This is a genomic window from Acetobacter tropicalis (genome assembly GCF_030644465.1).
Lineage (GTDB): Bacteria > Pseudomonadota > Alphaproteobacteria > Acetobacterales > Acetobacteraceae > Acetobacter > Acetobacter tropicalis.
The window spans coordinates 2,913,929-2,940,197 of record NZ_JAUYUW010000001.1; the positions used below are offsets into that span (position 1 = coordinate 2,913,929).

Annotated in this window: 21 protein-coding genes and 1 tRNA gene; 13 read left to right on the plus strand and 9 right to left on the minus strand. The window is 55.9% G+C overall.

Annotated elements, in window-relative coordinates; translation table 11 throughout:
* Positions 1-36: 36 nt before the first annotated feature.
* The 4 genes from QWU00_RS13185 to QWU00_RS13200 all read right to left on the minus strand — a co-directional run bounded on the left by QWU00_RS13185 (position 37) and on the right by QWU00_RS13200 (position 4,787).
* Positions 37-1,374 (minus strand): hypothetical protein, encoded by a 1,338-nt coding sequence (locus QWU00_RS13185; protein WP_231551592.1) that lies wholly within the window; start codon positions 1,372-1,374, stop codon positions 37-39.
* A gap of 378 nt (positions 1,375-1,752) precedes the next feature.
* Entirely contained in the window at positions 1,753-3,402 is a 1,650-nt protein-coding gene (locus tag QWU00_RS13190) for a DUF6538 domain-containing protein (protein ID WP_150395561.1), read from the minus strand.
* A gap of 60 nt (positions 3,403-3,462) precedes the next feature.
* A tRNA-His gene (locus QWU00_RS13195) sits at positions 3,463-3,538 on the minus strand.
* A gap of 76 nt (positions 3,539-3,614) precedes the next feature.
* Positions 3,615-4,787, minus strand: a complete 1,173-nt coding sequence (locus QWU00_RS13200) for an aminotransferase (RefSeq protein WP_035378047.1) — start codon at positions 4,785-4,787, stop codon at positions 3,615-3,617.
* A 241-nt stretch (positions 4,788-5,028) separates the two neighbouring features.
* Between QWU00_RS13200 and QWU00_RS13205 the strand changes: the two genes are divergently transcribed.
* Together QWU00_RS13205 and glnA are read left to right on the plus strand one after the other, a co-directional pair.
* Positions 5,029-5,367, plus strand: a complete 339-nt coding sequence (locus tag QWU00_RS13205; RefSeq protein ID WP_006557470.1) for a P-II family nitrogen regulator — start codon at positions 5,029-5,031, stop codon at positions 5,365-5,367.
* Positions 5,368-5,482: 115 nt separating this feature from the next.
* Positions 5,483-6,928: a type I glutamate--ammonia ligase gene (gene glnA / locus QWU00_RS13210; protein ID WP_006557469.1), complete on the plus strand. Its 1,446-nt coding sequence runs from the start codon at positions 5,483-5,485 to the stop codon at positions 6,926-6,928.
* Positions 6,929-7,150: 222 nt separating this feature from the next.
* Here glnA and QWU00_RS13215 read toward each other — a convergent pair whose 3' ends face one another.
* A complete protein-coding gene (locus QWU00_RS13215; RefSeq protein ID WP_231551593.1) occupies positions 7,151-8,278 on the minus strand; it encodes an aldose epimerase family protein in 1,128 nt (375 codons plus the stop codon).
* 339 nt (positions 8,279-8,617) lie between these two features.
* Positions 8,618-9,982 carry an 8-oxoguanine deaminase gene (locus tag QWU00_RS13220; RefSeq protein WP_081938948.1) on the minus strand — a complete coding sequence of 455 codons (1,365 nt, stop codon included), beginning with the start codon at positions 9,980-9,982 and terminating at the stop codon, positions 8,618-8,620.
* 292 nt (positions 9,983-10,274) lie between these two features.
* Here QWU00_RS13220 and QWU00_RS13225 point away from each other — a divergent pair, with 292 nt between their 5' ends.
* From QWU00_RS13225 to QWU00_RS13265, 9 genes are all read left to right on the plus strand, one after another.
* Positions 10,275-12,686, plus strand: coding sequence for a glucose/quinate/shikimate family membrane-bound PQQ-dependent dehydrogenase (locus QWU00_RS13225; RefSeq protein WP_035378052.1), 2,412 nt, complete (start codon positions 10,275-10,277; stop codon positions 12,684-12,686).
* A gap of 230 nt (positions 12,687-12,916) precedes the next feature.
* On the plus strand, positions 12,917-13,774 hold the full coding sequence (locus tag QWU00_RS13230) for an NmrA family NAD(P)-binding protein (RefSeq protein WP_035378054.1): 858 nt from the start codon (positions 12,917-12,919) through the stop codon (positions 13,772-13,774).
* Positions 13,775-13,837: 63 nt separating this feature from the next.
* Positions 13,838-15,460, plus strand: a complete 1,623-nt coding sequence (locus tag QWU00_RS13235) for an ABC-F family ATP-binding cassette domain-containing protein (RefSeq protein WP_035378056.1) — start codon at positions 13,838-13,840, stop codon at positions 15,458-15,460.
* Positions 15,461-15,515: 55 nt separating this feature from the next.
* Complete coding sequence (locus QWU00_RS13240; RefSeq protein WP_035378058.1) at positions 15,516-15,782, plus strand: hypothetical protein; 267 nt, start codon at positions 15,516-15,518, stop codon at positions 15,780-15,782.
* A complete protein-coding gene (locus QWU00_RS13245; protein ID WP_052051162.1) occupies positions 15,779-16,555 on the plus strand; it encodes a helix-turn-helix transcriptional regulator in 777 nt (258 codons plus the stop codon). Before QWU00_RS13240 ends, QWU00_RS13245 begins: the two co-directional genes overlap by 4 nt.
* Positions 16,556-16,683: 128 nt before the next feature.
* Positions 16,684-18,489: a translation elongation factor 4 gene (gene lepA, locus QWU00_RS13250; RefSeq protein WP_035378060.1), complete on the plus strand. Its 1,806-nt coding sequence runs from the start codon at positions 16,684-16,686 to the stop codon at positions 18,487-18,489.
* A gap of 130 nt (positions 18,490-18,619) precedes the next feature.
* Positions 18,620-19,795 carry a homoserine O-acetyltransferase MetX gene (metX, locus tag QWU00_RS13255; protein ID WP_035378062.1) on the plus strand — a complete coding sequence of 392 codons (1,176 nt, stop codon included), beginning with the start codon at positions 18,620-18,622 and terminating at the stop codon, positions 19,793-19,795.
* Complete coding sequence (gene metW, locus QWU00_RS13260; RefSeq protein WP_035378063.1) at positions 19,795-20,433, plus strand: methionine biosynthesis protein MetW; 639 nt, start codon at positions 19,795-19,797, stop codon at positions 20,431-20,433. The genes metX and metW overlap by 1 nt, the downstream gene beginning before the upstream one ends.
* Positions 20,434-21,255: 822 nt before the next feature.
* Positions 21,256-22,560 (plus strand): DEAD/DEAH box helicase, encoded by a 1,305-nt coding sequence (locus QWU00_RS13265; RefSeq protein ID WP_035378068.1) that lies wholly within the window; start codon positions 21,256-21,258, stop codon positions 22,558-22,560.
* Positions 22,561-22,664: 104 nt separating this feature from the next.
* Here QWU00_RS13265 and QWU00_RS13270 read toward each other — a convergent pair whose 3' ends face one another.
* The 3 genes from QWU00_RS13270 to QWU00_RS13280 form a co-directional block, all read right to left on the minus strand.
* A complete protein-coding gene (locus QWU00_RS13270) occupies positions 22,665-23,666 on the minus strand; it encodes an endonuclease/exonuclease/phosphatase family protein (protein WP_081938949.1) in 1,002 nt (333 codons plus the stop codon).
* A complete protein-coding gene (locus QWU00_RS13275) occupies positions 23,599-24,282 on the minus strand; it encodes a carbonic anhydrase (protein ID WP_035378070.1) in 684 nt (227 codons plus the stop codon). The genes QWU00_RS13270 and QWU00_RS13275 overlap by 68 nt, the downstream gene beginning before the upstream one ends.
* Before the next feature lie 258 nt (positions 24,283-24,540).
* On the minus strand, positions 24,541-25,164 hold the full coding sequence (locus tag QWU00_RS13280) for a LabA-like NYN domain-containing protein (RefSeq protein WP_035378072.1): 624 nt from the start codon (positions 25,162-25,164) through the stop codon (positions 24,541-24,543).
* A 133-nt stretch (positions 25,165-25,297) separates the two neighbouring features.
* On the opposite strand from QWU00_RS13280, the gene folK reads away from it, so the two are divergent.
* Positions 25,298-25,813, plus strand: coding sequence for a 2-amino-4-hydroxy-6-hydroxymethyldihydropteridine diphosphokinase (gene folK, locus QWU00_RS13285; protein ID WP_231551601.1), 516 nt, complete (start codon positions 25,298-25,300; stop codon positions 25,811-25,813).
* Positions 25,814-25,891: 78 nt separating this feature from the next.
* Positions 25,892-26,263 (plus strand): DNA-directed RNA polymerase subunit omega, encoded by a 372-nt coding sequence (rpoZ, locus tag QWU00_RS13290; RefSeq protein ID WP_035378074.1) that lies wholly within the window; start codon positions 25,892-25,894, stop codon positions 26,261-26,263.
* Positions 26,264-26,269 lie beyond the last annotated feature (6 nt).

The following is a 26,269-nucleotide window of genomic DNA, read 5'->3' on the forward strand; positions in this document are numbered from 1 at the left end:
CCATTCGGAAGACTGGTGGCTACATGGTGGCTCCTCTTATTTGGACACCTTCACCCGCAGAGTATGTCCCAGAAGCCTGTGACTGGCCTGTTCAATGGCCTTCTGCGCTTTATCAGCCCAAGACACCGGAACAAGAAGGGCATCATGTAGCGGCAGAGCAACGCCTCCATGATTCACTATATCTTCCATAGCCCTCCGCATGATCTGAGCTTCAACAGAAATCAGATATTGCCCCACAGCTTTCTCCCGGTAATCCGTAGGGACTGTCTGCATGATGCTGTCCGGCACGATATGGTCCAGCTTTCCGAGGAATGGATAGTGCATCAAAGCTGCCTGTTTGATGGTTGTGGACCTGATGGTGCTCCTTATCTTTGCATCCACACGGTCAGACCATCTGGAACAGGGCTTGCCTGCCCCAAAGGTAGCCACGAACCATTGTTTGACGGCTTTCCTGTGCTCAGCGGCATCAATTCCGGGCAAGGAGTATAGGTCGCCCGGAGGAAGCGCATGGCCGGACAGAAGAAGTGCGATTGACAGGGAAGCAGCCGATATGTCCACCTCCTGCACAGGCTCACCGTCAATCTTGATGAATTGCCGGTCCTCACGGGCCATAGACTGATAGTTGTCTGCCCCTTTTGCATAGATGCGCCCATGAAAGGACAGGGAGCCTATGAACTTCATCTGCAAAACGGGTCTGGCACATCCTGAAAACCTGTGGTGAGCAATAACGTCCTGTAGGCGCTGCATGAAGAGCAGAAGGTCTTGGGGAACTGGCTCTGTTCCTGTGTTTCGGCTGTCTGGAAAAGGCTCTATCTGCACTGGCTCAGCAATGTCAGACACGGGCGCAGGAGCCCTCAGAGGCCAGTCTGAGAAGGCTGTTTCCTTGGTGCAGCCATAGGACTCAGCAAGCCGCAAAAGGGCCTGAGAGGGCCGTAAACGGGCTCCTTCGCCATCCCACTTGCCCCATTTATCCTTCCACCCTTTGCCAGACACATACTCAAGCAGACCAAGCTCTATCATGGCTCTGGTTTTCGTCCAGAATGCCTTGTTCCCGAAAGGCAGTTTACGACTAGTAGCCCAGAACCAGCCGCTATGGCCTTCATTTACCTGGCACCATTTCCCCTTGAAGCCTTTCCGCATTAACCCTGCCAGAATGATGCCTGTTTCTCTTGTGCGCTTGTCCCTGCCTTTGTCCCGCTCTCTTCCTGAAGGTCGCTGGTTACTGTCTGACTTCCTGACAACCAAGGGACGAATACGCTCAGACACCTCCGCTACGAACTCCTGAGCACAGTCTCCCGAAGGCACACGGGCCAGAGACAACACATCAGCATCCTGTAATTCCGTGACAGAGTGAGTATGGCTGCTATTTTCCATCTTTTGGTCCGAAACGTTCCGACTTATCCCCTATAAGACTACCGTCTTAGTTCATGCAGACAGGTCTGGTAAAGAGGGGGTAGGAACACCGACCAAGACAACATTAAGGTAGGTGTTCTTTGTGGTGTCTGTAGATAGTGGATAAATGCCTTACATGCTCTCGGACACAAAGACCAGATAAAGAACAACAAGAACATGTTACTCTAGGAGTTATGAACTATACCCTGTAAGGGGGTGGTGTTTCTTGGTCTGGTTTTCTTCTATAGTAGGTTTCTGTCTAAGGGTGTGGTGAAGGATTGCAGACAACCAAGAGCCAAAGGGCTCATTATTCTGCCTATGTAGCTCTTGTGGTCCGAAACCCATGAAGGCAGACAGCGCCTAGAGGGTCAGAACGTCCTTCACAGCCTCTGGCACCCCCTTGTCAACCATTTCCATGATGGCCCCATCATACAGAGACCAATCAAACCGCTTTGCCGCGTAGGTGTTATGAGCAAGCGAAACCGGCTTGTGTCCTATCAAGTGGTTCAATACCAATTCCGAGCAGTGTAGTGCCCCATTAGCTTCTGCTGTGGCGAAGAATGTTGAGAAGCATCTGCGTAGGCTGTGAAAATCAATCTCCGGGTTTTCACCGAGAACAGACTGCCGGAAGGTGGCATAGCGTTTGGATAGGTAGTGCCCCGGCTTGTTGTCACGCCCTCCGGGTTTGCACTCAGGAAAGATCATGGCATCCTGAGAGTGTCCTTCCGGTAGCTCTGCAAGGCGTTGTGCAATCACAGCTTGGGCAATCGGGTGTAGGGGCACCTCACGAGTGGAAGAGCGTGTTTTGCTGACCTCTTCTGTGATCGCGATGCGCCATAACTGGTCTGGGCGAGTAGGGCGGATAACACGGGCAACAGTCAGGCTTGCCAATTCATTCTGTCTACATCCGGTGAGAGGGGACAATTTCAGCATGTCATAGATTACACGCGCCCACGGCCATTTTTTCGGGTGCTGTAGGCGCTCTCTGGCCTGTGTAAGAAGTGCAATCAGTTCTTCATTGGTGTATGGGCGTTTCTCACCACGCTCTCTGGATGCCTTGGCTATCTTCTTTTTGAGGCCGCGTGTTGAACCTTCCCAAGGATTAGACTCAGCATAGCCAACGTCCTGTGCCCATTTCCAAAAGCTGTTCATGGTTGACAGATGAAAGCCTACTACTCTCGGACCAATGGAGGGTAATTTTTCCAGCCATTCCCTGAAATGTCCTGCTGTCCTTTTATCTATTCGCTCTATCGGGATGGTGCGGACATAGCCTTCTGGGTCGTCTGTCTTCAGGCCCTCAGAGGCTGCGAGACAGAGGCCAAGGCGTGAGAAGCCTCTGTGATGCCGGTCTATGAGTTCCTGTGTCACCGTGCCCTCAAGCGCAGGAAACCAGCGGTCTAACAGAACACCCAGAGGCGTAGCCTCACCAAACGCGATAGCATGTGCCTGTTGATAGGCTTCGTTTGCTGCTCTCTGTCCTGCTGGTCCGGCTATGCGCTGGGCAATCTCTTGGGCGATTTCGGACAAAATATCTTGGACTATCTCGGCTTTGCAGTCTCTGTCAGAAAACTCTTCATTCACCACAATTCCTGATGTTGGGTCGTCGTCCGCATAGATGGGCGCTCGGTAAGTGTCAGCGCTCTCAAGTTCCTTACGAGCCGCCAATGCTTGTTCTGTGAGGCGGTGGTGGAGGTTGCCCCAACAAGGTTCCCATTCGCCATGCAGTGGAGGGAGGCCAAGGGAGGCCAAAGCCGCGTTGGTTTCCTCTCTGATTTTCGCCAAGGCCACATCACGCCTTCGCAAAGCCTCTCGGTAGTCCTTTGTCTCAAGAGATTTGACTATGTCTCGGCGTGTTCCGTTTCGGGCATTTGTGGCCCTGCCAACATCCTGCCATCGCTCCTTGGGCACGATAAAGCGGACATAGTAAACGCTGCCCCGCTTGGTCATGTTCTGCATCTCATTCCCACCCTTGTTGACAGGTTTGGGTGTGACGCTAGACCTATGACGCACGGCTACAGTCCTATGACGCTCAGTTCTGTAAGTCTTTGATTCTAAAGGGAAATATATAGCTGGGGCGAACGACGGGGATCGAACCCGCGACAACCGGTACCACAAACCGGCGCTCTACCAACTGAGCTACGTCCGCCACACAGCTAGGGGTCGTTTAGAGAAATGTGCCCTGTCCGTCAATGCAAAGAGTGACGGACAGGCATAAAAAAATTTCAGGCGCGTTTATGCCAGGCTTCAATGCGGCTTACCGCTTCCCGCAGCACGCTTTCCTGCTTGCAGAACGCAAAGCGTAGCAGATGGGAGGGAGGAGCGCCGTTAGCTGGTTCATAAAAGGCTGAGGCCGGGATTGTGGTTACACCTGCCTGCTCTGTCAGCAGGCGGGCGAAGGCCATGTCATCCAGCCCATTCGCCAGCGGGGTGATGTCCGCCATGACAAAGTAGCTGCCTTGGCAGGGCAGGACGTCCAGCCCAACCCCCCGTAATCCGGCGGAGAGAAGATCGCGCTTATGGGCCAGATCGGCCGAGAGTTCGGTAAAATAGCGTTCATCCTTGTTCAGCCCGTAGGCCACGGCGCGCTGAAGATTGGGGGGCGTGGCGAACACCAGATTTTGATGAGCCTTGGCCACCACCGCCGCAAGAGGGGCAGGGGCGGTAACGTAGCCCACTTTCCATCCGGTCAGGGAGAAGCTTTTCCCTGCACTGCCAATGCGGAGGCAGCGCTCCCGCATATCGGGTAGAGCCATAAGGGAGAGGTGGGGCACATCAAAGGTCAGATGCTCGTACACTTCGTCACAGATGGCGTAGGCATCGTGCTGCTTCAGCAGCCCCGCGATGAACGTCAGCTCATCGCAGGAGAACACTTTGCCCGTGGGGTTCATGGGGGTGTTGAGCAGGATGGCCTTGGTGCGGGCGGAGAAGGCCTCGGCCAGCGCCTGCCGGGGCAGGGTCCACTCAGGGTCTTCCAGTCGGACAATGCGGGGCACGCCGCCAAGTTGGCGTACCATGGGCAGATAGGTGTCATACAGGGGTTCGATCAGGACAACTTCATCTCCCGGCTCAATCAGCGCCATGAGAGAAGCTGCGAGGGCCTCTGTGGCGCCGGAGGTCACCACCACTTCAGAATCGGGATCAACCTCGATTCTCTGAAACCGGGCGTTTGAATGGGCTACGGCTGCGCGTAATTCTGGCAGACCTGTGAGAGGCGCATACTGGTTTCTCTGATCAAGTAAAGCGTCCGCCGCAGCCTGTACAATATCGTGTGGGCCTTCCGTATCAGGAAAGCCCTGACCAAGATTAATGGCTCCGTGTTGACGGGCCAGCTCAGACATAACGGTGAAAATTGTAGTTGGCAGCGCCGCTAACTGTCTGTTCAGCGGTTTTGTCATGTCTGGGTTCCTTGTTGCGGTCTAGGGGAGAAATGAGAGAGAAAAACAGGTGCTGCGTCTAAGGGGTGGAGGTAAGATCAGTGCTTTATCGATACTATTTCCTATCTGCCCGATTGCTCCTGTGGCCAACCCGTGCAAGTTTGGAGCCGTTCGGCTTGAGCGTCCATGCCCCAAGGGGTGCGGCGGCAGCGAAGACGGACCCCTCAAACAGGGTACAGCAGTGATATATTGATGACGTGACATGAGAAAGATCGAGGCCATCATAAAGCCGTTCAAGCTGGATGAAGTGAAGGAAGCCCTTCATGAACTCGGCCTGCAGGGTATTACCGTGATCGAAGCCAAGGGCTTTGGCCGGCAGAAAGGGCACACGGAACTGTATCGTGGCGCGGAATATATTGTTGATTTCCTGCCCAAGATGAAAATTGAGGTTGTCTGCCCCGCCAGTCTGGTGGAACGGGCGGTTGAGGCGATATCCGCCGCGGCCCGCACGGGACGAATCGGGGATGGCAAGATCTTTATCCTTCCGGTGGAAGACGTGGTGCGAATCCGTACGGGGGAAAGAGGAGAAGATGCCATCTGATGGCTGTCCGGCCCTTGTGCGGGTTCAGGATATGCCGCAGGGCATGGCGTGCGTTTGATAATCCTAGCTGTGCTGGAAGAGTTCCGGTGCGCAACAGGTTGTAGGTGAAGAGAGAATGGTGAAAAAGACAACGTCTGCGAGTGATGCCAAAGCCGCAGCAATTGCCAAGGTGTTTGACCTGATTCAGGAGAATTCGGTTGAACTGGTTGACCTGCGCTTTACAGATCCGCGCGGCAAGTGGCACCACACCACGCAGTACGTCACCACGATTGAGGACGATACCTTTACCGAAGGCTTCATGTTTGATGGGTCTTCCATTGCTGGCTGGAAAGCCATCAACGAAAGCGACATGGTTCTGCTGCCGGACCCTGAAACCGCAGTAATGGACCCGTTCTCTGCCCGTCCGCAGTTGATCCTGTTCTGTGACATTATTGAGCCATCCACCGGGCAGCCCTATAACCGTGACCCGCGCTCCACCGCCAAGCTGGCAGAACAGTATCTGAAGTCTACCGGGCTGGGTGATACGGCGTTCTTTGGTCCGGAAGCTGAATTCTTTATCTTTGATAACGTGCTCTTTGGCACCGGCCCCAACTTCGGCAAGTTCCAGCTGGACAGCATTGAAGGGCCTGGCGCTTCCCTGAAGGAATATCCGGAAGGCAACATGGGCCACCGTCCGGGCGTGAAGGGCGGCTATTTCCCCGTTGCTCCGGTGGACAGCGAATCCGACCTGCGTGCGGAAATGCTGGCAACCATGGGTGAAATGGGCCTGCCGATCGAAAAGCACCACCATGAAGTGGCGCAGTCCCAGCACGAACTGGGCACCAAGTTCGATACGCTGGTGCGTTCTGCTGACTTCATGCAGATCTACAAATACTGTATCCACAACGTCGCGCAGTCCTACGGCAAGACCGCAACGTTCATGCCCAAGCCCATTTATGGGGATAACGGCTCCGGCATGCATGTTCACCAGTCCATCTGGAAAGACGGCAAGCCGACCTTTGCTGGCAATGGCTATGCTGACCTGTCCGATACCGCGCTGTACTACATCGGCGGCATCATCAAGCACGCCAAGGCGCTGAACGCGTTCACCAACCCCTCCACCAACTCCTACAAGCGTCTGATTCCCGGCTTTGAAGCACCTGTGCTGCTGGCTTATTCTGCCCGTAACCGGTCTGCATCCTGCCGTATTCCTTACGCAACCAACCCCAAGGCAAAGCGCGTTGAAGTCCGCTTCCCGGACCCGACAGCTAACCCCTATCTGGCCTTCGCCGCCATGCTGATGGCTGGTCTGGATGGTATCAAGAACAAGATCCACCCGGGCGATGCCATGGACAAGGATCTGTATGATCTTCCGCCGGAAGAACTGAAGCAGATCCCGACAGTTGCAGGCTCCCTGCGTGAAGCGCTGGAAGCGCTGCAGGCTGATCACGAGTTCCTGCTGGCTGGCGGTGTGTTCACCAAGGACCAGATTGAAAGCTACATCAACATCAAGTGGGAAGACGTGTATCGCTTCGAACACACGCCGCACCCGGTTGAATTTGAAATGTACTACTCCGTCTGATCAGTCTTTTCAGACCTTTTGGCGGATAGGAACGGGGCCTTCTTCGGGAGGCCCCGTTTTTTTTGTGCTGTGCTTGGAGGAAGCAAGGGCTGCCGTAAGCCTCTGATCAGCAAGAGAGGGGAGGGTTTAGGTGCGTCTCTCTCTGTAGGTAAAGGGGAGAGAAGTCCGCCCTTCCGGTCGTTTCACATGCCTGCTTTTTGCGCTGTCGAACTCGTGCGCGGTTTACGGCGTAGCGGGAGAGGCCGCCACACCGAACTGGAAGCTGGTTGTGTGGTCAAACTGCTCGCCGGGGCGCAGGATGGTAGTTGGAAAATTCGGGTGATTAGGGGAGTCCGGATAATGCTGGGTTTCCAGCGCAATGGCGTCTGTCTGGCGGTAAGCTCGGCCGGAGGGGCCAGCGTAGGTGCCATCCAGCGAGTTTGATGTGTAAACCTGCATCCCCGGTTGGGTGGTAAAGACGGAAAGAGTCCGTCCAGAGGCGGGGTCGGTCACTGTGGCGGCTAACCGTTGGGTGTGGCCATCATATCCATTGATAATCCAGTTATGATCATATCCCCGGCCAATCAGCATTTGCGGATGATTGCTCCGCAGGCGTTCGCCTATGCGGTGCGGGGAGCGGAAGTCCAGCGGCGTAGTGCTGACGGATGCAATCTGGCCAGTCGGGATGGCTGCATGATCGACCGGCGTGAAGGTATCGGCATTGATCTGGAGGGTCTGGTTCTCAATCGATCCTGCGCCTTCGCCGGAGAGATTGAAGTAGCTGTGGTTGGTCAGATTCACCACTGTCGGGCGGTCCGTGGTGGCACGGTAGCGGATGCTCAGGCGGTTACTGTCATCCAGTATATAATCTACCGTCACGCGAAGGGTGCCGGGGAAGCCTTCCTCCCCGTCTGGGCTGGTCATGGTCAGCTCGGCCCCTACGGCATGGGAGAGGCCGGAGAGTTTGCGAACCTGCCAGATTTTTTTATCAAATCCGCATAGCCCTCCGTGCAGGGTGTTAGGCGGGTTGTTGACGGTTGTACGGATGGTCTGGCCATCCAGCGGAAAAGTGCCATTAGCCAGCCGGTTGGCGTAACGGCCCACCAGCGCGCCAAAATAAAGGTTGGCGTGGGCGCTGTCGGTCTCATATCCGTCCAGCTTGGAGAAGCCCAGCACCACATTGGCGGGCTGGCCGTTGCGGTCTGGCACCGTAATGGCGGTGATAATGCCGCCATAGGAGAGAAACTGCACGCTCATACCCTGCGTATTGCGCAAGGTGTAGCGCTGGACTTTCTGCCCGGTGGAGAGCGTGCCAAAGGTCTCGCGTTTAAAGGTGCTGGCGGCGCTGGCATCTGGAGAAAATGTCATCATGCAGGCAGTCAGTGCTCCCAGTCCGATCATGCTGTGTTCAAAAAGGCTGCGGCCCTTCTTCTTCTGAGTATAATTATGGTTCGGGGAAAGAGCAGCAAAGCAACACATCATAGAAGTGGGTACCTCAGTGGATAATATCGCACTATAAAACGCGCCAAAGGGTATAAATGTTCATACCGCATGGCACGCTTACGGCTTTTCTGGCTGTTTTGTGAACAGGCTGCGTCTGCTGCGCTGTTTTTTGTTCACTCGTTTCGAGCAGAGGGACGGGAAAATACGGCTGCGCCTCCCTTTATATTTTGGGGAGACAGACAGCCGGTCTGCTGGTTTTTGCCTACTTTACGCCGTTTCCAGTAACTGGCGGGCGAGGATATTATGGCGCTCAGCCAGACAAATAGGGTCATGGCTGATAAAATGGCCATCACGCACCAGAATGCGGCCATTGACGATGGAGCACGCTACGCGCTGGGGCGTGCAGAACAACAGAGCGGCGACAGGATCAGACTGCGCCCCTGCATGGTCTATGCCGCTCAGATCAAAGGCCACAATGTCCGCAGCCATACCGGGGACCAGATGACCGATGTCGTCCCGGCCCAGCACAGCGGCCCCGCCACGGGTGGCAAGTTCCAGCACTTCGCGCGCCTGCATCATGGGGCGGTTATCCTCGGATTCCAGAAGGCGGCCGAGGAGCATGGCCTGCCGCGCTTCCCCCAACATGTGGCTTCCATCGTTTGAAGCCGAGCCATCAACGCCCAGCCCAACCCGCATGCCAGCGGCCACCATCTGCCGCACCGGGGCAATGCCGGAACCCAGCCGCATGTTGGAGCACGGGCAATGGGCCATGCCTGTGTGCGTTGCCCCAAAACGGCTGATGCCCGCCTGATCCAGTTTTACGCAGTGGGCGTGCCATACGTCCGACCCAATCCAGCCCACATCTTCCGCGTATTCGGCGGGTGTCATGTTGAATGTCTGGCGGCTGTAGGCAATGTCACTGCTGTTTTCGGCCAGATGCGTGTGCAGCATGGTGCCTGTGGCCCGTGCCAGCGCGGCGGCCTCACGCATCAGATCCCGACTGACAGAGAAAGGCGAGCAGGGGGCCACCACCACACGCTGCATGGCCAGAGGCTGCGGATCATGAAACGCTTCAATCACGCGCTGGGTATCGGCCAGAATGGCGCTTTCCTCTTCCACCACGCTATCTGGCGGCAGGCCGCCCTTGCTTTCTCCCACGCTCATGGCGCCTCGGGCGGCGTGGAAGCGCATGCCCATCTGGGTGGCGGCTTCTATCTGGTCATCCAGCCTGCTGCCGTTGGGGAATAGATAAAGATGGTCACTGGTGGTGGTGCAGCCGGACCACAGCAATTCTGTCATGGCGGTGCAGGTAGAAATGCGGATCATCTCGGGTGTCAGCCCGGCCCATAAGGGGTAAAGCGCCTGCAACCAGCCGAACAGGGACGTGTTTTGCGCCGCCGGAATGGCGCGCGTGAGGGTCTGATACATATGATGGTGTGTATTCACCATGCCGGGCATGACGACATGCCCCGTCATATCCAGCACGTCATCAGCCTGTGGCAGGGGTGCCGTAGCAGATCCGATAGCCGCAACCTGCTGCCCCTTAACCAGTAACCATCCTCCTTCCAGTTCTTCTCTCTGGTCATTCATGGTTACCAGACGGAGGGCATTTTTCAGCAGAAGAGTGTGCATCAGTCTCTTTCACGGCGGAGGAAACAACAGCAAAAGCACTAGCACGAAAAGTCGGGCAGAGCCTTAAAACACAATGAAACAGTGGTGAGAACCTTTTGGTTCCATGAACGTTACCAGACATCCATTTATTTGGATTCCAAAAGAAATACAGACAGGTTTTGAGCACTTCAGTGATGGTGTGCTTCAGCAGAAGGAGGTTTCTTTTCGGATTTTTCCGAAACAATCATTCAGTTCTTTTATGAAGTGGGCTATTCCTATTCCACATTCCTCCTAACATTCATGGTTGATTTGCATGCCATCATCCTCTTCCCGATCCGGGTTGCTCCTGAACTTAACCATTGTGATCTTTGTTCTGCTGGGTCTGTATCTGGCGGGCGGCGGAGCATGGCTGGCCGCTCTGGGAGGCTCCTGGTTTTACCTGCTCAGCGGCATTGTGCTGCTGATTACGGCTGTCATGTTGCTCAAGCGCTGGCGTGAGGCCCTGTGGGTTTACGCGGCGCTGGTGTTTGCCACCCTCATCTGGTCTGTGGCGGAAGCCGGATTTGACTTCTGGGCTCTGGCACCGCGTGGAGACGTTATTCTGCCGCTGGGCCTGCTGCTTCTATTGCCGTTTGTTTCGGGTGAGCTGCTGCCAGCCAGCCCGGCAAACCGCGTGCCGCTGGCTGTGGGCATTGTGGCAGGTCTGGCCGTCTATGGTTATGCGCTGACGCAGGACCCGCAAGATCTGGCAGGTACTCTGCCAACAGTGGCACAGCAGGGGCCAGCCGTAACACCGGGCGATGTGGCAGAGGCCCCGGCAGCGGATTGGCCCGCTTATGGCCGCACCCAGTTCGGCAACCGCTATTCCCCGCTCACACAGATTACGCCGGCCAACGTGAAGGATCTGAAGGTGGCGTGGGTGTTCCGCACGCATGACCTCAAGACCCCGAATGACCCCGGCGAAATTACGGATGAAGTCACGCCGATCAAAATCAGGGATACGCTTTATCTGTGCTCTCCACATCAGATCCTGTTTGCGTTGGACGCCGCAACCGGCAAGGAAAAGTGGAAATATGACCCGAAGCTGAAATACAATCCCAGCTTCCAGCACATGACCTGCCGTGGTGTTTCCTATGCCGAAGCGCATGAAGGGGATGTAACGGCTGATGGTTCTCCGGTGCCAACGGAATGTTCCCGCCGTATCTTCCTGCCCACCAATGATGGCCGCCTGATTGCGCTGGATGCGGAAACGGGTGAAGCCTGCCACGGCTTTGGCACGGAGGGTACGGTTGATCTCACTGATGGCATGCCGATGCGTGAACTGGGCTTTTATGAACCCACATCTCCGCCGGTTGTCACCAGCAAGGTAGTTATTGTTTCCGGTGCGGTGACGGACAATTACTCAACGCATGAACCCTCAGGCGTAACACGGGCGTATGATCTGTACAGCGGCCGACTGGTGTGGGCCTTTGATGCAGGCAACCCCAACCCGAACGAACTGCCCTCGGATACGCACCATTACGTGCCGAACTCCCCCAATTCCTGGATCACGTCTGCCTATGACGCCAAGCTGAACCTGATCTACATCCCCACAGGTGTTGCAACCCCAGATATCTGGGGGGGGCATCGCTCGGCAGATCAGGAACGTTATGCATCCGGTATTCTGGCCCTGAATGGGGATACGGGCGAGAAGGTCTGGTTCTATCAGACTGTGCATCATGATCTGTGGGATATGGATATCCCGTCTCAGCCCAGTCTGGTGGATATCCGTCAGAAAGACGGAACGGTTGTGCCTGCACTGTACGCGCCGGCCAAAACCGGCAACATTTTTGTGCTGGACCGCCGTAACGGACACCTGATTGTGCCGGCTCCGGAAACACCCGTGCCGCAGGGAGCCGCACCGGGCGACCATCTGGCAGCCACACAGCCGTTTTCCGAGCTGACGTTCCGGCCCAAGAAGAACCTGACCGACGCAGACATGTGGGGCGGCACGATGCTGGACCAGATGGTCTGCCGCATCATGTTCAAGCGGATGCGCTATGAAGGGCCTTTCACGCCGCCTTCCCTGCAGGGAACACTGGTGTTCCCGGGTAATCTGGGCATGTTTGAATGGGGCGGTCTTGCTGTTGACCCTGTGCGGCAGGTGGCGTTTGCCAACCCTATCGCCATCCCGTTCGTTTCTACGCTTATTCCGCGTGGGCCGGGTAACCCGGCACAACCGGGGCTGGTTTCTGGCGGCCCGTCTGGTTCAGAAACGGGTGTGCAGCCGCAATATGGCACGCCTTATGGCGTGGACCTGCACGCATTCCTCTCTCCGCTGGGCATTCCGTGCAAACAGCCGGGTTGGGGTTATGTGGCAGGGATTGATCTGAAGACCAACAAGATCATGTGGATGCACCGGAACGGCACCGTGCGCGACAGCTCTCCGCTGCCTCTGCCCTTCAAGGTAGGTATCCCCTCCCTTGGTGGACCGCTGACAACCGGGGGGGGCGTGGCGTTCCTGACATCCACGGCGGACTATTACATCCGCGCGTATGATGTCACGACTGGCAAGCAGCTCTGGCAGGACCGTCTGCCCGCCGGTGGTCAGTCTACCCCCATGACGTATGAAGCCAATGGCCGCCAGTTTGTGGTCACGGCTGATGGTGGCCACGGCTCCTTTGGCACCAAGCTGGGCGACTATATTGTGGCCTACGCACTGCCGGATGCGTCAGCCAAGCAGTAAGCCGCATTACGTCACCTAACGGCGCAAAAGGGGCGAGCAGGGCAACCTGTTCGCCCCTCTTTTTATTCGGAGGGCAGCGTGCTTCAACATCACCAGATTGACCGGACCGAGTTTTTAGACAGCCCCCACAAGGCAAGATAAAGCGCACAGATGGACGCAAGCCTTCATGGCGCTCATGAAGAACCGGATCTGATTGGATGACATCCGTATTCAGGAAGCAGGGACAGAATATGTATGGAGTGCTTGGTGCAACAGGGCATGTCGGCCGCGCTGTTGCCAATACCCTGCTTGCTGCGGGGCAGCCCGTGACAGTTGTGACGCGCAACCCGCAAAAAGCGCAGGCATGGCGGCATAAGGGAGCCTCTGCTGCTGTTGCGGATGTTCTGGACACGCCCGCTCTGGCGGCTGTTTTCAAGACTGTCACGCGCGTTTTTCTGCTGAACCCGCCAGCAAATGTTGCGGGTGATACGGATACGGAGGAACGCCGTTCTGTGCAGTCTATTCTTGCTGCGCTTGAGGGCGTATCCCTTGAAAAAATCGTCTTGCAGTCCACCTACGGCGCGCAGCCAGGTCCGCACTGCGGAGACCTTGGGGTGCTGCATGAGTTTGAGGAAGGAGCCCTCGCCCTCGGTGCACCTTTATGCTGTGTGCGAGCCGCATATTACATGAGCAACTGGGTTCCTCTGGCAAAACAGGCGAAGGAAACGGGGGTGCTTTCCACGCTGTTGCCGGTTGATCAGAAGGTACCAATGGTTGCGCCTGACGATGTGGGTGTGCTGGGTGCGCAGCTGCTTATGTCTTCTGTTGAGGAAACGGGTCTTTATGCGTGCGAAGGCCGGCATACCTATTCGCCGCGTGATGTTGCTGCGGCGTTCACCCAGGTTTTCGGCCGGGCGATACAGGCTACTTCCATCCCGAAGGCAGATTGGCTGGCGTACTATCGGCAGCACGGATTTTCCCAACAGGCAGCCAGATCATACGCGCATATGACGGAGCTGTTTCTGGAGCAGCCGTATGACCACTCTGCTCCGCTCCATAAGGGCCCAACAGACCTTGAAGCCTATTTTCGGAGCGTATTTACGGGCTGATGCGGTTTACCTTTCGCGCCGGTTAGGGGTAAGTGCGCGGAACGATCCAGCCACGAGGACCCGATGATCCGTCTCGACACCATCAGCAAGCATAACGGCCAGCGCCTGATTTTCATTGAAGCCTCAGCTGCCTTGCAGAAAGGGGAGAAAGTCGGTCTGGTCGGGCCCAATGGGGCGGGGAAATCCACGCTGTTCCGTATGATCACCAAGCAGGATGAGCCCGATGAAGGGCAGGTGCTGATTGATCGCGGCGTAAGTATCGGCTTTTTCAGTCAGGATGTGGGGGAAATGGCCGGACGCACCGCTGTTGCGGAAGTGATGGCCGGTGCAGGCCCCGTAGCGGAGGTTGCCGCAGAACTGGCTGAACTGGAAACGGCCATGGCGGACCCGGAGCAGTTTGATCAGCTTGAGAGTATTATTGAACGCTTTGGTGAGGTTCAGGCCCGTTTTGAAGATCTGGGCGGCTACGCGCTGGAAGGCAAGGCGCGTGAAGTGTTGCACGGCCTTGGTTTCAGTCAGGAAATGATGGATGGCGATGTGGGCGCTCTTTCCGGCGGGTGGAAAATGCGCGTGGCACTGGGCCGTATTCTGCTCATGCGCCCTGACGTGATGCTGCTGGACGAACCAAGCAACCATCTGGACCTTGAAAGCCTGATCTGGCTTGAGCAGTTTCTGGCGGGTTACGATGGGGCGCTGCTCATGACATCGCATGACCGTGCGTTCATGAACCGTATCATCAACAAGGTGATTGAAATTGATGGCGGAAACCTGAACAGCTTCTCTGGCGATTACGAGTTTTATGAACAGCAGCGCGCCCTGAACGAGAAGCAGCAGCAGGCGCAGTTTGAGCGCCAGCAGGCCATGCTGGCCAAGGAAGTCAGCTTTATTGAACGCTTCAAGGCGCGGGCTTCGCACGCTGCACAGGTGCAGAGCCGCGTGAAAAAGCTGGAAAAAATTGACCGGGTGGAGCCGCCAAAACGGCGTCAGACCCTCAGCTTCGAGTTTCCACCTGCGCCACGCTCAGGGGACATCGTGGCCAATTTCCAGGGTGTGGACAAAAGCTATGGCAGCCGGGTTATTTACAAGGGGCTTGATCTGCTTATCCGCCGGGGTGAGCGCTGCTGTATTCTGGGGGTGAACGGGGCTGGTAAATCCACGTTGCTGAAGCTGGTGGCGGGCACCACCAAGCCTGATGCAGGTACGGTAACCATCGGCAGCAACGTGAAAATGGGGTATTTTGCCCAGCACGCCATGGATCTTCTGGATGGAGATCTGACAATTTTTGAAACGCTGGAACGGGCCTTTCCTCTGGCCAATCAGGGTTCGTTGCGTGCTCTGGCCGGAGGCTTCGGCTTCTCTGGTGATGAAATTGAAAAATATTGTCGCGTGCTGTCAGGCGGTGAAAAGGCCCGACTGGTCATGGCCCTGATGCTGTATGATCCGCCAAACTTTCTGGTGCTGGATGAGCCCACCAACCATCTGGACATGGCAACCAAGGAAATGCTGATTACCGCGCTTGGCAATTATGAAGGCACCATGCTGTTTGTCTCCCATGACCGGCATTTTCTGGCGGCTCTCTCCAATCGGGTTCTGGAAATCACGCCGGAGGGTATTCACCAGTATGGTGGTGGCTACACGGAGTATGTGGCGCGCACCGGGCAGGAAGCCCCCGGCCTACACGCCTGATGGAGCATGATATCTTTTCTTGCTTCTGTAGCAGGGAAAGGTGATCCTCAGCACAATGTGGAACGAGCCCTATCTTGAAACCTGTTGCCGCTCTGCCCTGCATCGGCTGTGTCTGGCCGGATCAGTGGGGCGCCCGACAGGGCTGCGGGATGATCCGTGCCTGAAGCGCATGACGGAGATGGGCTTTGTGCACCAGACTCCAGAAGGCCGCTTTTTTGTGACGGATGAAGGTGCGGCCCGCCATACCAGCGAAGTGCTGAAAATCGCGCAGGCGCTTCCTCATCACCACGATACCCGTAAAGCCACGCCTTCAGAACGATGATTCGCCCCGAAGATGTGTGGCAGGCGCTGGATTCTCTGGCGCTGGAACGGGGGCTTACGCCTTCTGGCCTTGCACGCGCCGCCGGATTGGATGCCACAACCTTTAATCCGTCACGTCGGGTTGGGGCCAATGGGGCAGTGCGCTGGCCCGCGATGAACAGTCTGCTCAGGGCGCTTGCCGTGCTGCGTGTTTCACTCAGCACATTCGGGCAGCAGCTGGAACGGGGCGAAGGTTCGGCGGATCAACGCCAAACGGTTCATCGCATGCGGAGTCTGCCCCTGTCTCGCTTGAAAGGGGCCGGGCTTTTCAATGAAGCGGGTCATCCTGCCGGGCTGGAGTGGGAAGATATCACTCTGCCGGGCGCTGCTCCCTTGGGCGCGTATGCGGTGCGGATTGATACAGACCGCATGGAGCCCATTTTGCGCGAAGGCAGTTCTCTTGTCGTGATGCCTGACCTACCACCCCGATGGTCTGATCGCGTTCTAATGGTTCGGTCAGATGCGGAGCCGGTGGTCGGTATATGGGATGGACAGTTCCCTCCCGGTATTATGCCCTTCGGCGGGAATGGGCCGTTTTCTCCCTCGAGCACTGTTCAGGAGGTGGCTTCCAGATGGTCAGGCGAGGAGGGAGTTGGAGATGATGTGCCTTTGTCTTTCGGTTCGGAGGGCAGTTCAGAGGTGGGGGCAGGGGACGCTCAAAACCCAAACCGCGTGCTGGTGCCAGACCATGCGGAGGGAGTGTGGGTGCAGCGTATTATCATGGTGACGGTATAGCGTAGCCCCACTGGCGGACGCTGGAAGCACGAGCCTCCGCAGGTGTGCTGAAAAATTTACAGCAAAACAGGGGCTGGGCCGCGTGGAACTGGCTGACTTTTGTCTCCGTATCGCTTAAAGGGGGCATCATGACCGACACACCTCTTTCGCTCATCCGCAATTTCTCGATCATCGCTCATATTGATCATGGGAAATCGACTCTGGCTGACCGCCTGATTCAGGCTTGTGGAGCGCTGACCGCCCGCGAGATGACCAATCAGGTGCTCGACAACATGGATCTGGAGCGCGAGCGCGGGATCACCATCAAGGCGCAGACCGTAAGGCTGACCTATCCAGCCAAGGATGGGAAAACCTACGTGCTGAACCTGATGGACACGCCCGGACACGTGGACTTCGCGTATGAAGTCAGCCGGTCTCTGGCCGCGTGTGAAGGCTCCCTGCTGGTGGTTGATGCCTCACAGGGCGTAGAGGCGCAGACACTGGCCAACGTGTATCAGGCCATTGACGCCAATCATGAAATTGTGCCGGTGCTGAATAAGGTGGATCTGCCTGCAGCAGAACCGGAACGCGTGAAGGCGCAGATTGAAGAAGTGATCGGCATCCCGGCTGATGATGCTGTGGAAATTTCAGCCAAGACCGGCCTGAATATTGAAGGCGTGCTGGAAGCCGTTGTCACCCGCCTGCCGCCGCCCACGGGCGATGCTGAAAAACCGCTTCAGGCCATGCTGGTGGATAGCTGGTATGACCCGTATCTGGGCGTGATCGTGCTTGTCCGTGTCAAGGAAGGTCGCCTGCAGAAGGGCATGAAGATGCGCATGATGTCCAGCGGCGCTGTGCATCAGATTGATCAGGTGGGTGTGTTCGCCCCGCGCATGATGGCAGTGGAAAGCCTCGGTCCGGGCGAGATGGGTTATATCAACGCCGCCATCAAGACCGTGGCCGACTGTAACGTGGGTGACACCATTACGGATGATCGTCGCCCGGCGGCAACTGCTCTGACAGGCTTCAAGCCCTCCATTCCGGTGGTCTGGTGTGGTCTGTTCCCCATTGTGGCAGATGATTTTGAAAAGCTGCGGGATAGCCTCTCCAAACTGCGCCTGAATGATGCCTCCTTCCATTATGAGGCAGAGACATCAGCGGCGCTGGGTTTTGGCTTCCGCTGCGGCTTCCTTGGCCTGCTGCATCTGGAAATCATTCAGGAGCGGCTTTCTCGCGAGTTCGATCTGGATCTGATCGCTACGGCACCGTCCGTGGTGTATCACATCACTCTTACCAACGGGCAGCAGGAAGAGCTGCACAACCCGGCGGATATGCCTGATCTGTCCCTGATTGAGCGGATTGATGAACCGTGGATCAAGGCGACCATCATGGTGCCGGATGAATATCTGGGCGCGGTGCTGACATTGTGTACAGAACGGCGTGGTGTGCAGGTGGACCTCACGTATGTGGGCAACCGGGCTATGGCGGTTTATCGTCTGCCGCTGAACGAAGTGGTGTTCGATTTTTATGACCGCCTGAAGTCCCTGACCCGCGGTTACGCCAGCTTTGATTACCAGATGGATGGGTATGAGGAGAGCGATCTGGTGCGCATCTCCATTCTGGTGAATCAGGAGCCTGTGGATGCTCTTTCCTTCATTGCGCATCGGTCTGCCGCAGAAACCCGTGGCCGCGCGATCTGTGCCCGCCTGAAAGATCTGATCCCGCGCCAGTTGTTCAAGATCGCCATTCAGGCTGCCATTGGCAGCAAGGTGATTGCGCGTGAAACCATCGGCGCACTTTCCAAGGATGTGACGGCCAAATGTTATGGCGGTGATATCTCCCGTAAGCGCAAGCTGCTGGAAAAACAGAAGGAAGGGAAAAAGCGCATGCGGCAGTTTGGTAAGGTGGAAATCCCGCAAAGCGCCTTCCTCGCCGCACTTAAGATGGATGGCTAAGGGCGCTCTTTTGCCTTTCTCGTCAGGCCTTATGCAGAGAGGGAGAGCCTCTTCCGCATAAGGCGTACTTGATCCGTCCTGTTTCCGAGCTTATGTCGGATGGCATTCTGCCGGAGTTGTTAACCCAGCCATGAACAGCACAGCGCCTCTTGATGTTGGCGATCATCCTCACATCACCTTCCCGCAAGGGCTGGATCTTGAATGTGGGGTGCATCTCGCTCCGATCGATGTTGCTTACCGTACCTACGGCACCCTTTCAGAAAAGCGCGATAACGCCATCATGGTGTGTCATGCCTTTACGGCGGACCAGTATGTGGCGGAAACCCACCCGCTGACAGGCAAGCCTGGCTGGTGGACGCGCATGGTGGGGCCGGGACTGCCGATTGATACCAACCGCTTTTTTGTTATTTGCACCAACGTGCTGGGTGGCTGCATGGGCAGCACAGGGCCGCGGTCAGTGCGTTCGGATGAAAAAGGCGACGGCGTTGAGCGCTGGGGCACGGATTTTCCCCCCATCACCATTCGGGACATGGTGCGCGCGCAATATATGCTGGTGCGGCATCTGGGCATTGAACGTCTGTTTGCCGTGGTGGGCGGCTCAATGGGCGGCATGCAGGTGCTGGAATGGGCCGTGACCTATCCGCACATGATGCTGGCCGCGATGCCTATTGCGACGTCTCCGTTTCATTCCGCACAGAATATTGCGTTCAATGAAGTGGGACGGCAGTCCATTTTTGCTGATCCGGACTGGTATGGCGGCCGCTACTGGGAGCATGGCGTGGTACCCGCACGGGGCTTGGCCGTGGCCCGCATGATGGCGCACATTACCTATCTTTCAGAGGAAGCGTTGACCCGCAAGTTCGGTCGGCGAGTGCGCAAGGACCCGTCCAACGCGGAAGCGCCAGAGGCCTCCCTCTCCATGTTCAGTGATATCTTTGAGGTGGAATCTTACCTCCGTTATCAAGGATCTGCCTTTGTGCGGCGGTTTGACGCCAATTCCTATCTCACTATCACGCGGGCCATGGACTGGTTCGATCTGGCCGCCGAACATGATGGGGAACTGCCCGCTGCTTTTGCAGGAACCCCGGTGCGGTTCTGTGTGGTGTCCTTCACGTCTGACTGGCTGTTTCCGACCTCAAGTGCTCGCTATCTGGTGCGGGCTTTGAATCAGGCTGCCGCCAACGTTTCCTTTGTGGAAATCGATACAGACAAGGGGCACGATTCCTTTCTGCTGGATGAACCGGATTTTGACCGCACGGTACGCGGTTTTCTGTGTGGTGTTGCCGAACATGCGGGACTGCGCTGATGCGTCTTGACCAACGGCTGATTGCCGAAATGATTGAACCGGGAACCCGTGTGCTGGATATTGGCAGCGGAGACGGTACGCTGATTGATCATCTGTTCCGGCTGCGGGGCTGTGATGCGCGTGGCATTGAAATTGACATGCGTGAGGTGACGCGTTCCGTGGCGCATGGATTGCCCGTGGTGCACGGCGACGCCGACCACGATCTTGCGCATTATCCCGATGGTGGGTTTGACTATGTGGTGTTGCAGCGGACGTTGCAGGCTGTGGAGCGTCCGCGTGAGGTGCTGCGCCAGATGTTGCGCATTGGCCGACACGCTATTGTCTCCTTTCCCAATTTTGGCCATTGGCAACTGCGGCTGATGCTCTTGTTCAGCGGGCGTATGCCCATGACAAGCGTGTGGCATACGCCTTGGTATGAGACACCGAACATTCACCCTTGTACCATTCGGGACTTTCTGACCCTGTGCCAGGAAGAGGGCTATTGTGTTCAGCAATGGATGGCTGTGGATGAGGACGGGGAGCGCGCGCCATGGAGGCGCTCCATCCGACTGGCCAATCTGTTTGGTGAGCAGGCCTTGTTCCTGCTGGGGCGCAAAGAGGATTGTGAGCCGGAAAAACCAGCGCGCCGAAGGAAATAATGTGGCTTTTGCTGAGAGCCGAAGAACGCAGGCGGTCACATAAAATGGCCGGATTTTCAGCAATTAACTGTGTCCCGTGCCATTGGCCTAACGTTTCTTCATAAAGGTTTCGTCTTGATCAGTCGGCGATTGGAGGGGACTAAAAACCCCTTTTCCTGATCGCGATGATCATGCGCTATCGAGAGCGCAATGGGCGGAAAATCCTGAATGGGGATGTTCCGACTCCCCAAATTTATGGTGAATCGCGAGTGATTTCGCCTCCTTATTTCATCGCTTTTGAGGCAGGTTTCTGTGGTGTTGCAGAGGGAATGGCCCCACTTATTTCTGCATGGAATCTTACGGTCTTGTAAAAAAGAGACGGGTAACGTTTCTGCCTGCTCAAGTTTCTTCTTAAAAATTTGTTAGGTTCTTCAGAAATAAGAGAGCTTTTTATTCCAACCCTGTTTCCCGTTATTTTGGAAACTTCGTTTCAGATGTCTAAAGATTTTGCAGAGTAGCTATTTTTTATGTTAAAATAAATAACACATAAAAAGAAAAGAGAGGACAGCATTAAGAAGCTTCTTTTCGGACCAAATTGGTACGGAAGGCTTGCAGGACCAGAAAAGTCCGCTTATATACTGAACGGCGAGGGCAGAGTTTTCAAAAAGATTTCCAGAAAATGAACGACACTGCCGCCATTTGTTACAAAAAGTTCATGCGTGCACGTGTGCGGCTGTTTCTGCTCAGAGATAGGCGGGTGTGTAGGCTGAAATTCAAGGTGCGCAACTGAAAAGGGGTGGTTTCGTCTCGTTTTTCAGGCAGCACGAAGAGGTTTTCGCCCTGATGACTACGTTTTCCGATCTGAAGCTTGCCGAGCCCCTGCTGAAGGCGCTGGCCGAGGAGGGGTATGAAAACCCCACCCCCATTCAGGCTCAGTCCATCCCTCATTTGCTGGCCGGGCGTGATCTGCTTGGTCTCGCCCAGACCGGCACCGGGAAGACGGCGGCTTTTGCTCTGCCGATTCTGGACCATCTGCTGAAGAACCCCAAACCTGCGGGCCCTAAAAAAGCACGCGTTCTTATTCTTGCCCCCACGCGTGAACTGGTTTCCCAGATCAGTGAGAGCTTCAAGGCTTATGCGCGCCACATGAAATTCACGCAGGCCGTGGTTTTTGGTGGTGTTGGGCAGGGGCGGCAGGTTGAAGCCATGCGCCGTGGTGTGGATGTTCTGGTGGCGGCTCCGGGCCGTCTGCTGGACTTGATCGGCCAAGGTTATATTGATCTTTCCGCACTGGAAGTGCTGGTGCTGGATGAAGCAGACCGCATGCTGGATATGGGGTTTGTGCGCGACATTCGCCGTATCATGACCTTCCTGCCCGCAAAGCGGCAGACGCTGCTGTTCTCTGCCACCATGCCGCGCAGCATTGCCGATCTGGCCAGCTCGCTGCTGCATGATCCTGCAAAGGTGGAAGTAACGCCGCCCTCCAGCACGGTGGATCGCATCCAGCAGGCTGTGATGTTTGTGGATGGGTCAAACAAGCGCGATGCGCTGCTGACACTGGTGGAATCTCCCAAAGTGGTTCGGGCCGTGGTGTTCACGCTCATGAAGCATGAAGCCAACAAGGTTGCGGAATTCCTCAACAAAAACAGTATCGTGGCGGAAGCTATTCACGGCAACAAATCCCAGGGTGCACGTGAACGCGCCATGAAGGGGTTCCGGGCTGGCAGCGTGAAAGTGCTGGTGGCAACGGATATCGCTGCCCGCGGGATTGACGTGGATGATGTCAGCCACGTCTTTAACTACGATCTACCAAATGTGCCGGAAAGCTACGTTCACCGTATTGGCCGTACGGCGCGTGCGGGGCGTGATGGCTGGGCCGTTTCCTTCTGCGATCCAGAACAGCGGGCATGGCTGCGGGATATCGAAAAGACGATCGGCAAGTCCATTCCGGTGGTGCGTGATCATCCGTGGCACTCTATGGAAGCTGAGAATTCCACCATGCGTCCGCCGGTGCTGGGTGGCGGTGGCCGTGGTCGTGGTGGCCCACCGCGCGGTGGTGGCGGTGCAGGCCGTGGCCGTGGTGCTCCGCCGCGTGGGGCAGGTGGTCGCTCAGGTGGCGGTCGTGCTGCCGCAGGTCGCGCTCACTAAATAAAGCGTCACAGGCTTGTAGGCTGTGGTAGTAAGGAAGCCGCTCAGGGAAACCCGAGCGGCTTTTTTCATGCTGGGTATTCTATTTTAGAAAAAGGCTCTTTCTACTTTACTGACGGATCTAGTCGGAGCGAGACGGGGCAGTGGTCTGAGAGCGCAGCCGGGTCTGCTGGTTGATACATTAGAACGCGCAGTGAATTTTTTACTTCCCAGTGCGTGGCAGGGCCGCCCAGAAGAATGTGGTCAATAAAATACGTGCCGCCTTCGCACGGGTTGGCTTGCCCGGCAGTGCTTAAACGAAGTGGCCCACTTTGCAGAATGCTGAGAAAAAATGGGTCGTGAACGGTTAGGCGGCGGTTGAAATCTCCCATAACCAAGAAGGCATCATTCGCTTTTTGTCGGGCGCTAATCCAGTTTCCAAGAGCCTTAAATTGCAGCACGAGGGTGGGGCAGGCATGTTTTCTGTCTTCAGGCGGGTTATCCCAACATCCCGTTTTCAGGTGCAGAACCAGTAGGCGCAAGACAGTGGAACCCTCATGCACTGTCAGGTCAAGTCCACTGCGCAGCGGATGGACTGTTCCGGGTATGGAAACAGCAATATCCGTTACATCCGGGTTGCGGGTAACGGTCAGGCCTTTGCGGATAGCTGCGCCCGTATGCTGGGCAATGGGGTCGTTGGAGAGAAAAAGCTGATAGCGTGAGGCTGGAAAAACACGGCTCAGGGAGGAGATGCCATCCACTTCCTGCACCCCAATAATATCAGCATCAAGCGCGTCCGCATAACCGGCTAATGCTGTGAAATCGGTGGCTGATCGATGAGGAATATCCGAAGGCAGTGGCTGTGTGGGCGGCTGGAGGTTGTCCACGAGCCAGTCCATGTTCCACGTGGCGATTTTTAGCGGGTGTGCGGAGGCAGAGGTCCCGCTTATCAGGGAAATACCCAGCGCCCCGGCCAGTAAAAATTTATAAACAGGATAGAAACAAGTGTGGCGGAGCCGAAGCCCCGCCTTGGTGTAGCGGTTGGGGTGAAGCCTGTTATCAGGCGACTTCGCTTTCCAGTCGGCTGATTGTTTCCGGGATGGAAACGGTAGTGCGTGTCTGTTCATCCAGAATGCTGATTTCGCCTGAGCCGATGTCATAGAACCAGCCTTGCAGGAAGAGTGTCCCGCGCGCCAGCCCGGCCACAACAGCGGGGTGTGTTTTCAGGTGTGCAATTTGAAGCAGCACGTTGCGTTCAGAAAGAGTGCGCACATTGGCAGGGCCAGCATCTTCTGCCTGAAGTTCCCCCATGGAGGCGCGAGCAGCTTCCGCGTTGCGCAACCACGTGGCAACGGTGGGCATACCGTCCAACCCACTCTTTTTGGGAGCAAGCAGGGCTTTCATCGCGCCGCAATCAGAATGGCCACACACAATAATGGCGGACACGCCCAAGCCCAGAACGGCATACTCAATGGCGGAGGAAACGCCACCCAGCATCTCGCCATAGGCGGGAACAATATTGCCAATATTGCGCAGAATGAAGAGATCTCCCGGTTCGGTCTGGGTGATCAGGTTTGGGTTGATCCGGCTGTCCGCACAGGCAATGAAAAGGGCATCGGGAGATTGGCCGCTCGCCAGGGAGGCGAAAAGCTTCTCCTTTGCCGGGAACACCTCGGTATTGAAATGTTCAACGCCACGAAGAAGCGAAACGAGGCTGGATCGGGCTTCAGAACATGTGGGCATATAAGCGGCTCCAAATTAAAGCAGTCAGAGAAATCTCTATCACCATTACGTATGGCAACATACTAGAGTTGCTTTAAACGCATGGCACTCCATAATTTTCCCCGCTTCTGAAATTTTTTTAAAGAAGGAGAGAAAAATAATTAAATCAATGGTTTGAAGAGTCTGACATGTTGAAAAACAAGCTTCAGCAGAGACATGCCCCCTTAAAAATGTGCGAGCATGTCTCCGTGAGAGACCTATTTCGGGCCTAGATGAAGTTTAGGTCAGGGGGTCTTCCTCTTCCGGCTCGCTCAGTTGGTCTGCCGGGTGCCGAACAGGAGGCGCCGCCGTGCGGGTGCGGATTGGGGCTTCCGTCTGGCGGCGGGTAAAGTTTGCGCCCAGTGTTGCCAGTTCAAGGAAGTTATCGGCCTGTCGGCGGAGATCATCTCCAATCAGCGGTGGGCTGGAGCGCATGGAAGAAACCACGGAAACGCGAGTGCCCTGCCGCTGCACGGCTTCAACCACGCGGCGGAAATCGGAATCACCAGTAAAAAGAATAGCGTGATCAATATGAGGGGCCATTTCCATCATATCGACGGCAATCTCTATTTCCATATTCCCTTTTACGCGCCGCTTGCCGGTTGCATCGGTAAATTCGCGCGCGGGCTTTGTGACCAGAAAATAGCCATTATAAGACAGCCAGTCCGTCAGGGGCTTAAGGGGGGAGTAATCCTCGGTATCAAGAATGGCAGCGTAATAATACGCGCGGATAACGTGTGTCTTTGAGGCAAAGAAATCTAAAAGTTTTTTATAATCGACATCAAAGCCCAAGCTTCTTGAGGTAGAATAAAGGCTGGAACCGTCAATAAAAAGACAGGTTCTTTCATCTTTTTTCAGATTCATTTGGTGGTCGTCCTTTAATATATAACCCAAAGGTATTGTGAAATTTCGTTAAAATTGGGGCCAGGTTCGGACACAAAACACTTGGCGCTGCATAACTATACTGCTGATTGCGGAAAAAGATATATCACCGAACATGAAATTCTGGAAGGGTGCTGAAATGGTACTGATTGCAGTGGGGGCTAATCTGCCCCTTGGTGGGCAAGCCGCGTTAGAGACATGCCGTAAGGTGGTTGAAACGTTGCGTGCCCTCCCTGGGTTGCATGTTGTAGCAGTATCTCATTGGTATGAGAGTGCGCCCGTGCCGCCATCCGGGCAGCCGCCTTATGTAAATGGGGTGGTGCGGGCCACGACCACGCTTACACCGGATGCCCTGCTTGCGGCTTTGCAACAGATTGAACTGGATTTCGGGCGGGAGCGCTCCGTGCGGAACGCCGCACGGACACTTGATCTGGATATCATTGCATTTGGGGCGCTGTGTCAGGATGTGTCTCATCTTATCCTGCCGCATCCACGGGCGCATGAACGTGCGTTTGTGCTGCTTCCCCTGCGCGATGTCATGCCGGAATGGGTTCATCCTGCTACGGGGCAGATGCTGGAGGCATTGCTGGAAAGGGTTTGCGGGCAGGAAATCCGGCAAATTCAGGAATAGCCCCTTCCTTGTGGCGGGGGGATGAGGTAATATGATCTTTCTATATTTTGTAGCTGAATTGTCTGGAGGCTCTTCGTAATGGCCCGCGTCACCGTCGAAGACTGCGTAGAGAAAGTCCCGAACCGTTTTGAGCTGGTGCTGTACGCGGCCCAGCGCGCCCGTAATATCTCTCGTGGTGAAGAGCTTACCATTGACCGTGATAATGACAAGAATCCGGTTGTGGCGCTGCGCGAAATTGCTGACGAAACGGTCAAGCTTCCTGATCTGCGCAATGATCTGATCCGTTCTCAGGCCCGTGAGCCCGAACCCGAACCTGTGGATGAAGAAGTGCAGGATCTGGTGCCGACTGAGCAGAACATCTTTGGTCTGCAGGAAGTGTCCCCTGAAGAAGAAGCCGCTGATGATGCTGGCGCTATTGAAGCAGCTCTGAGCGGCCGTGCACGTCGGTAAGCGCGT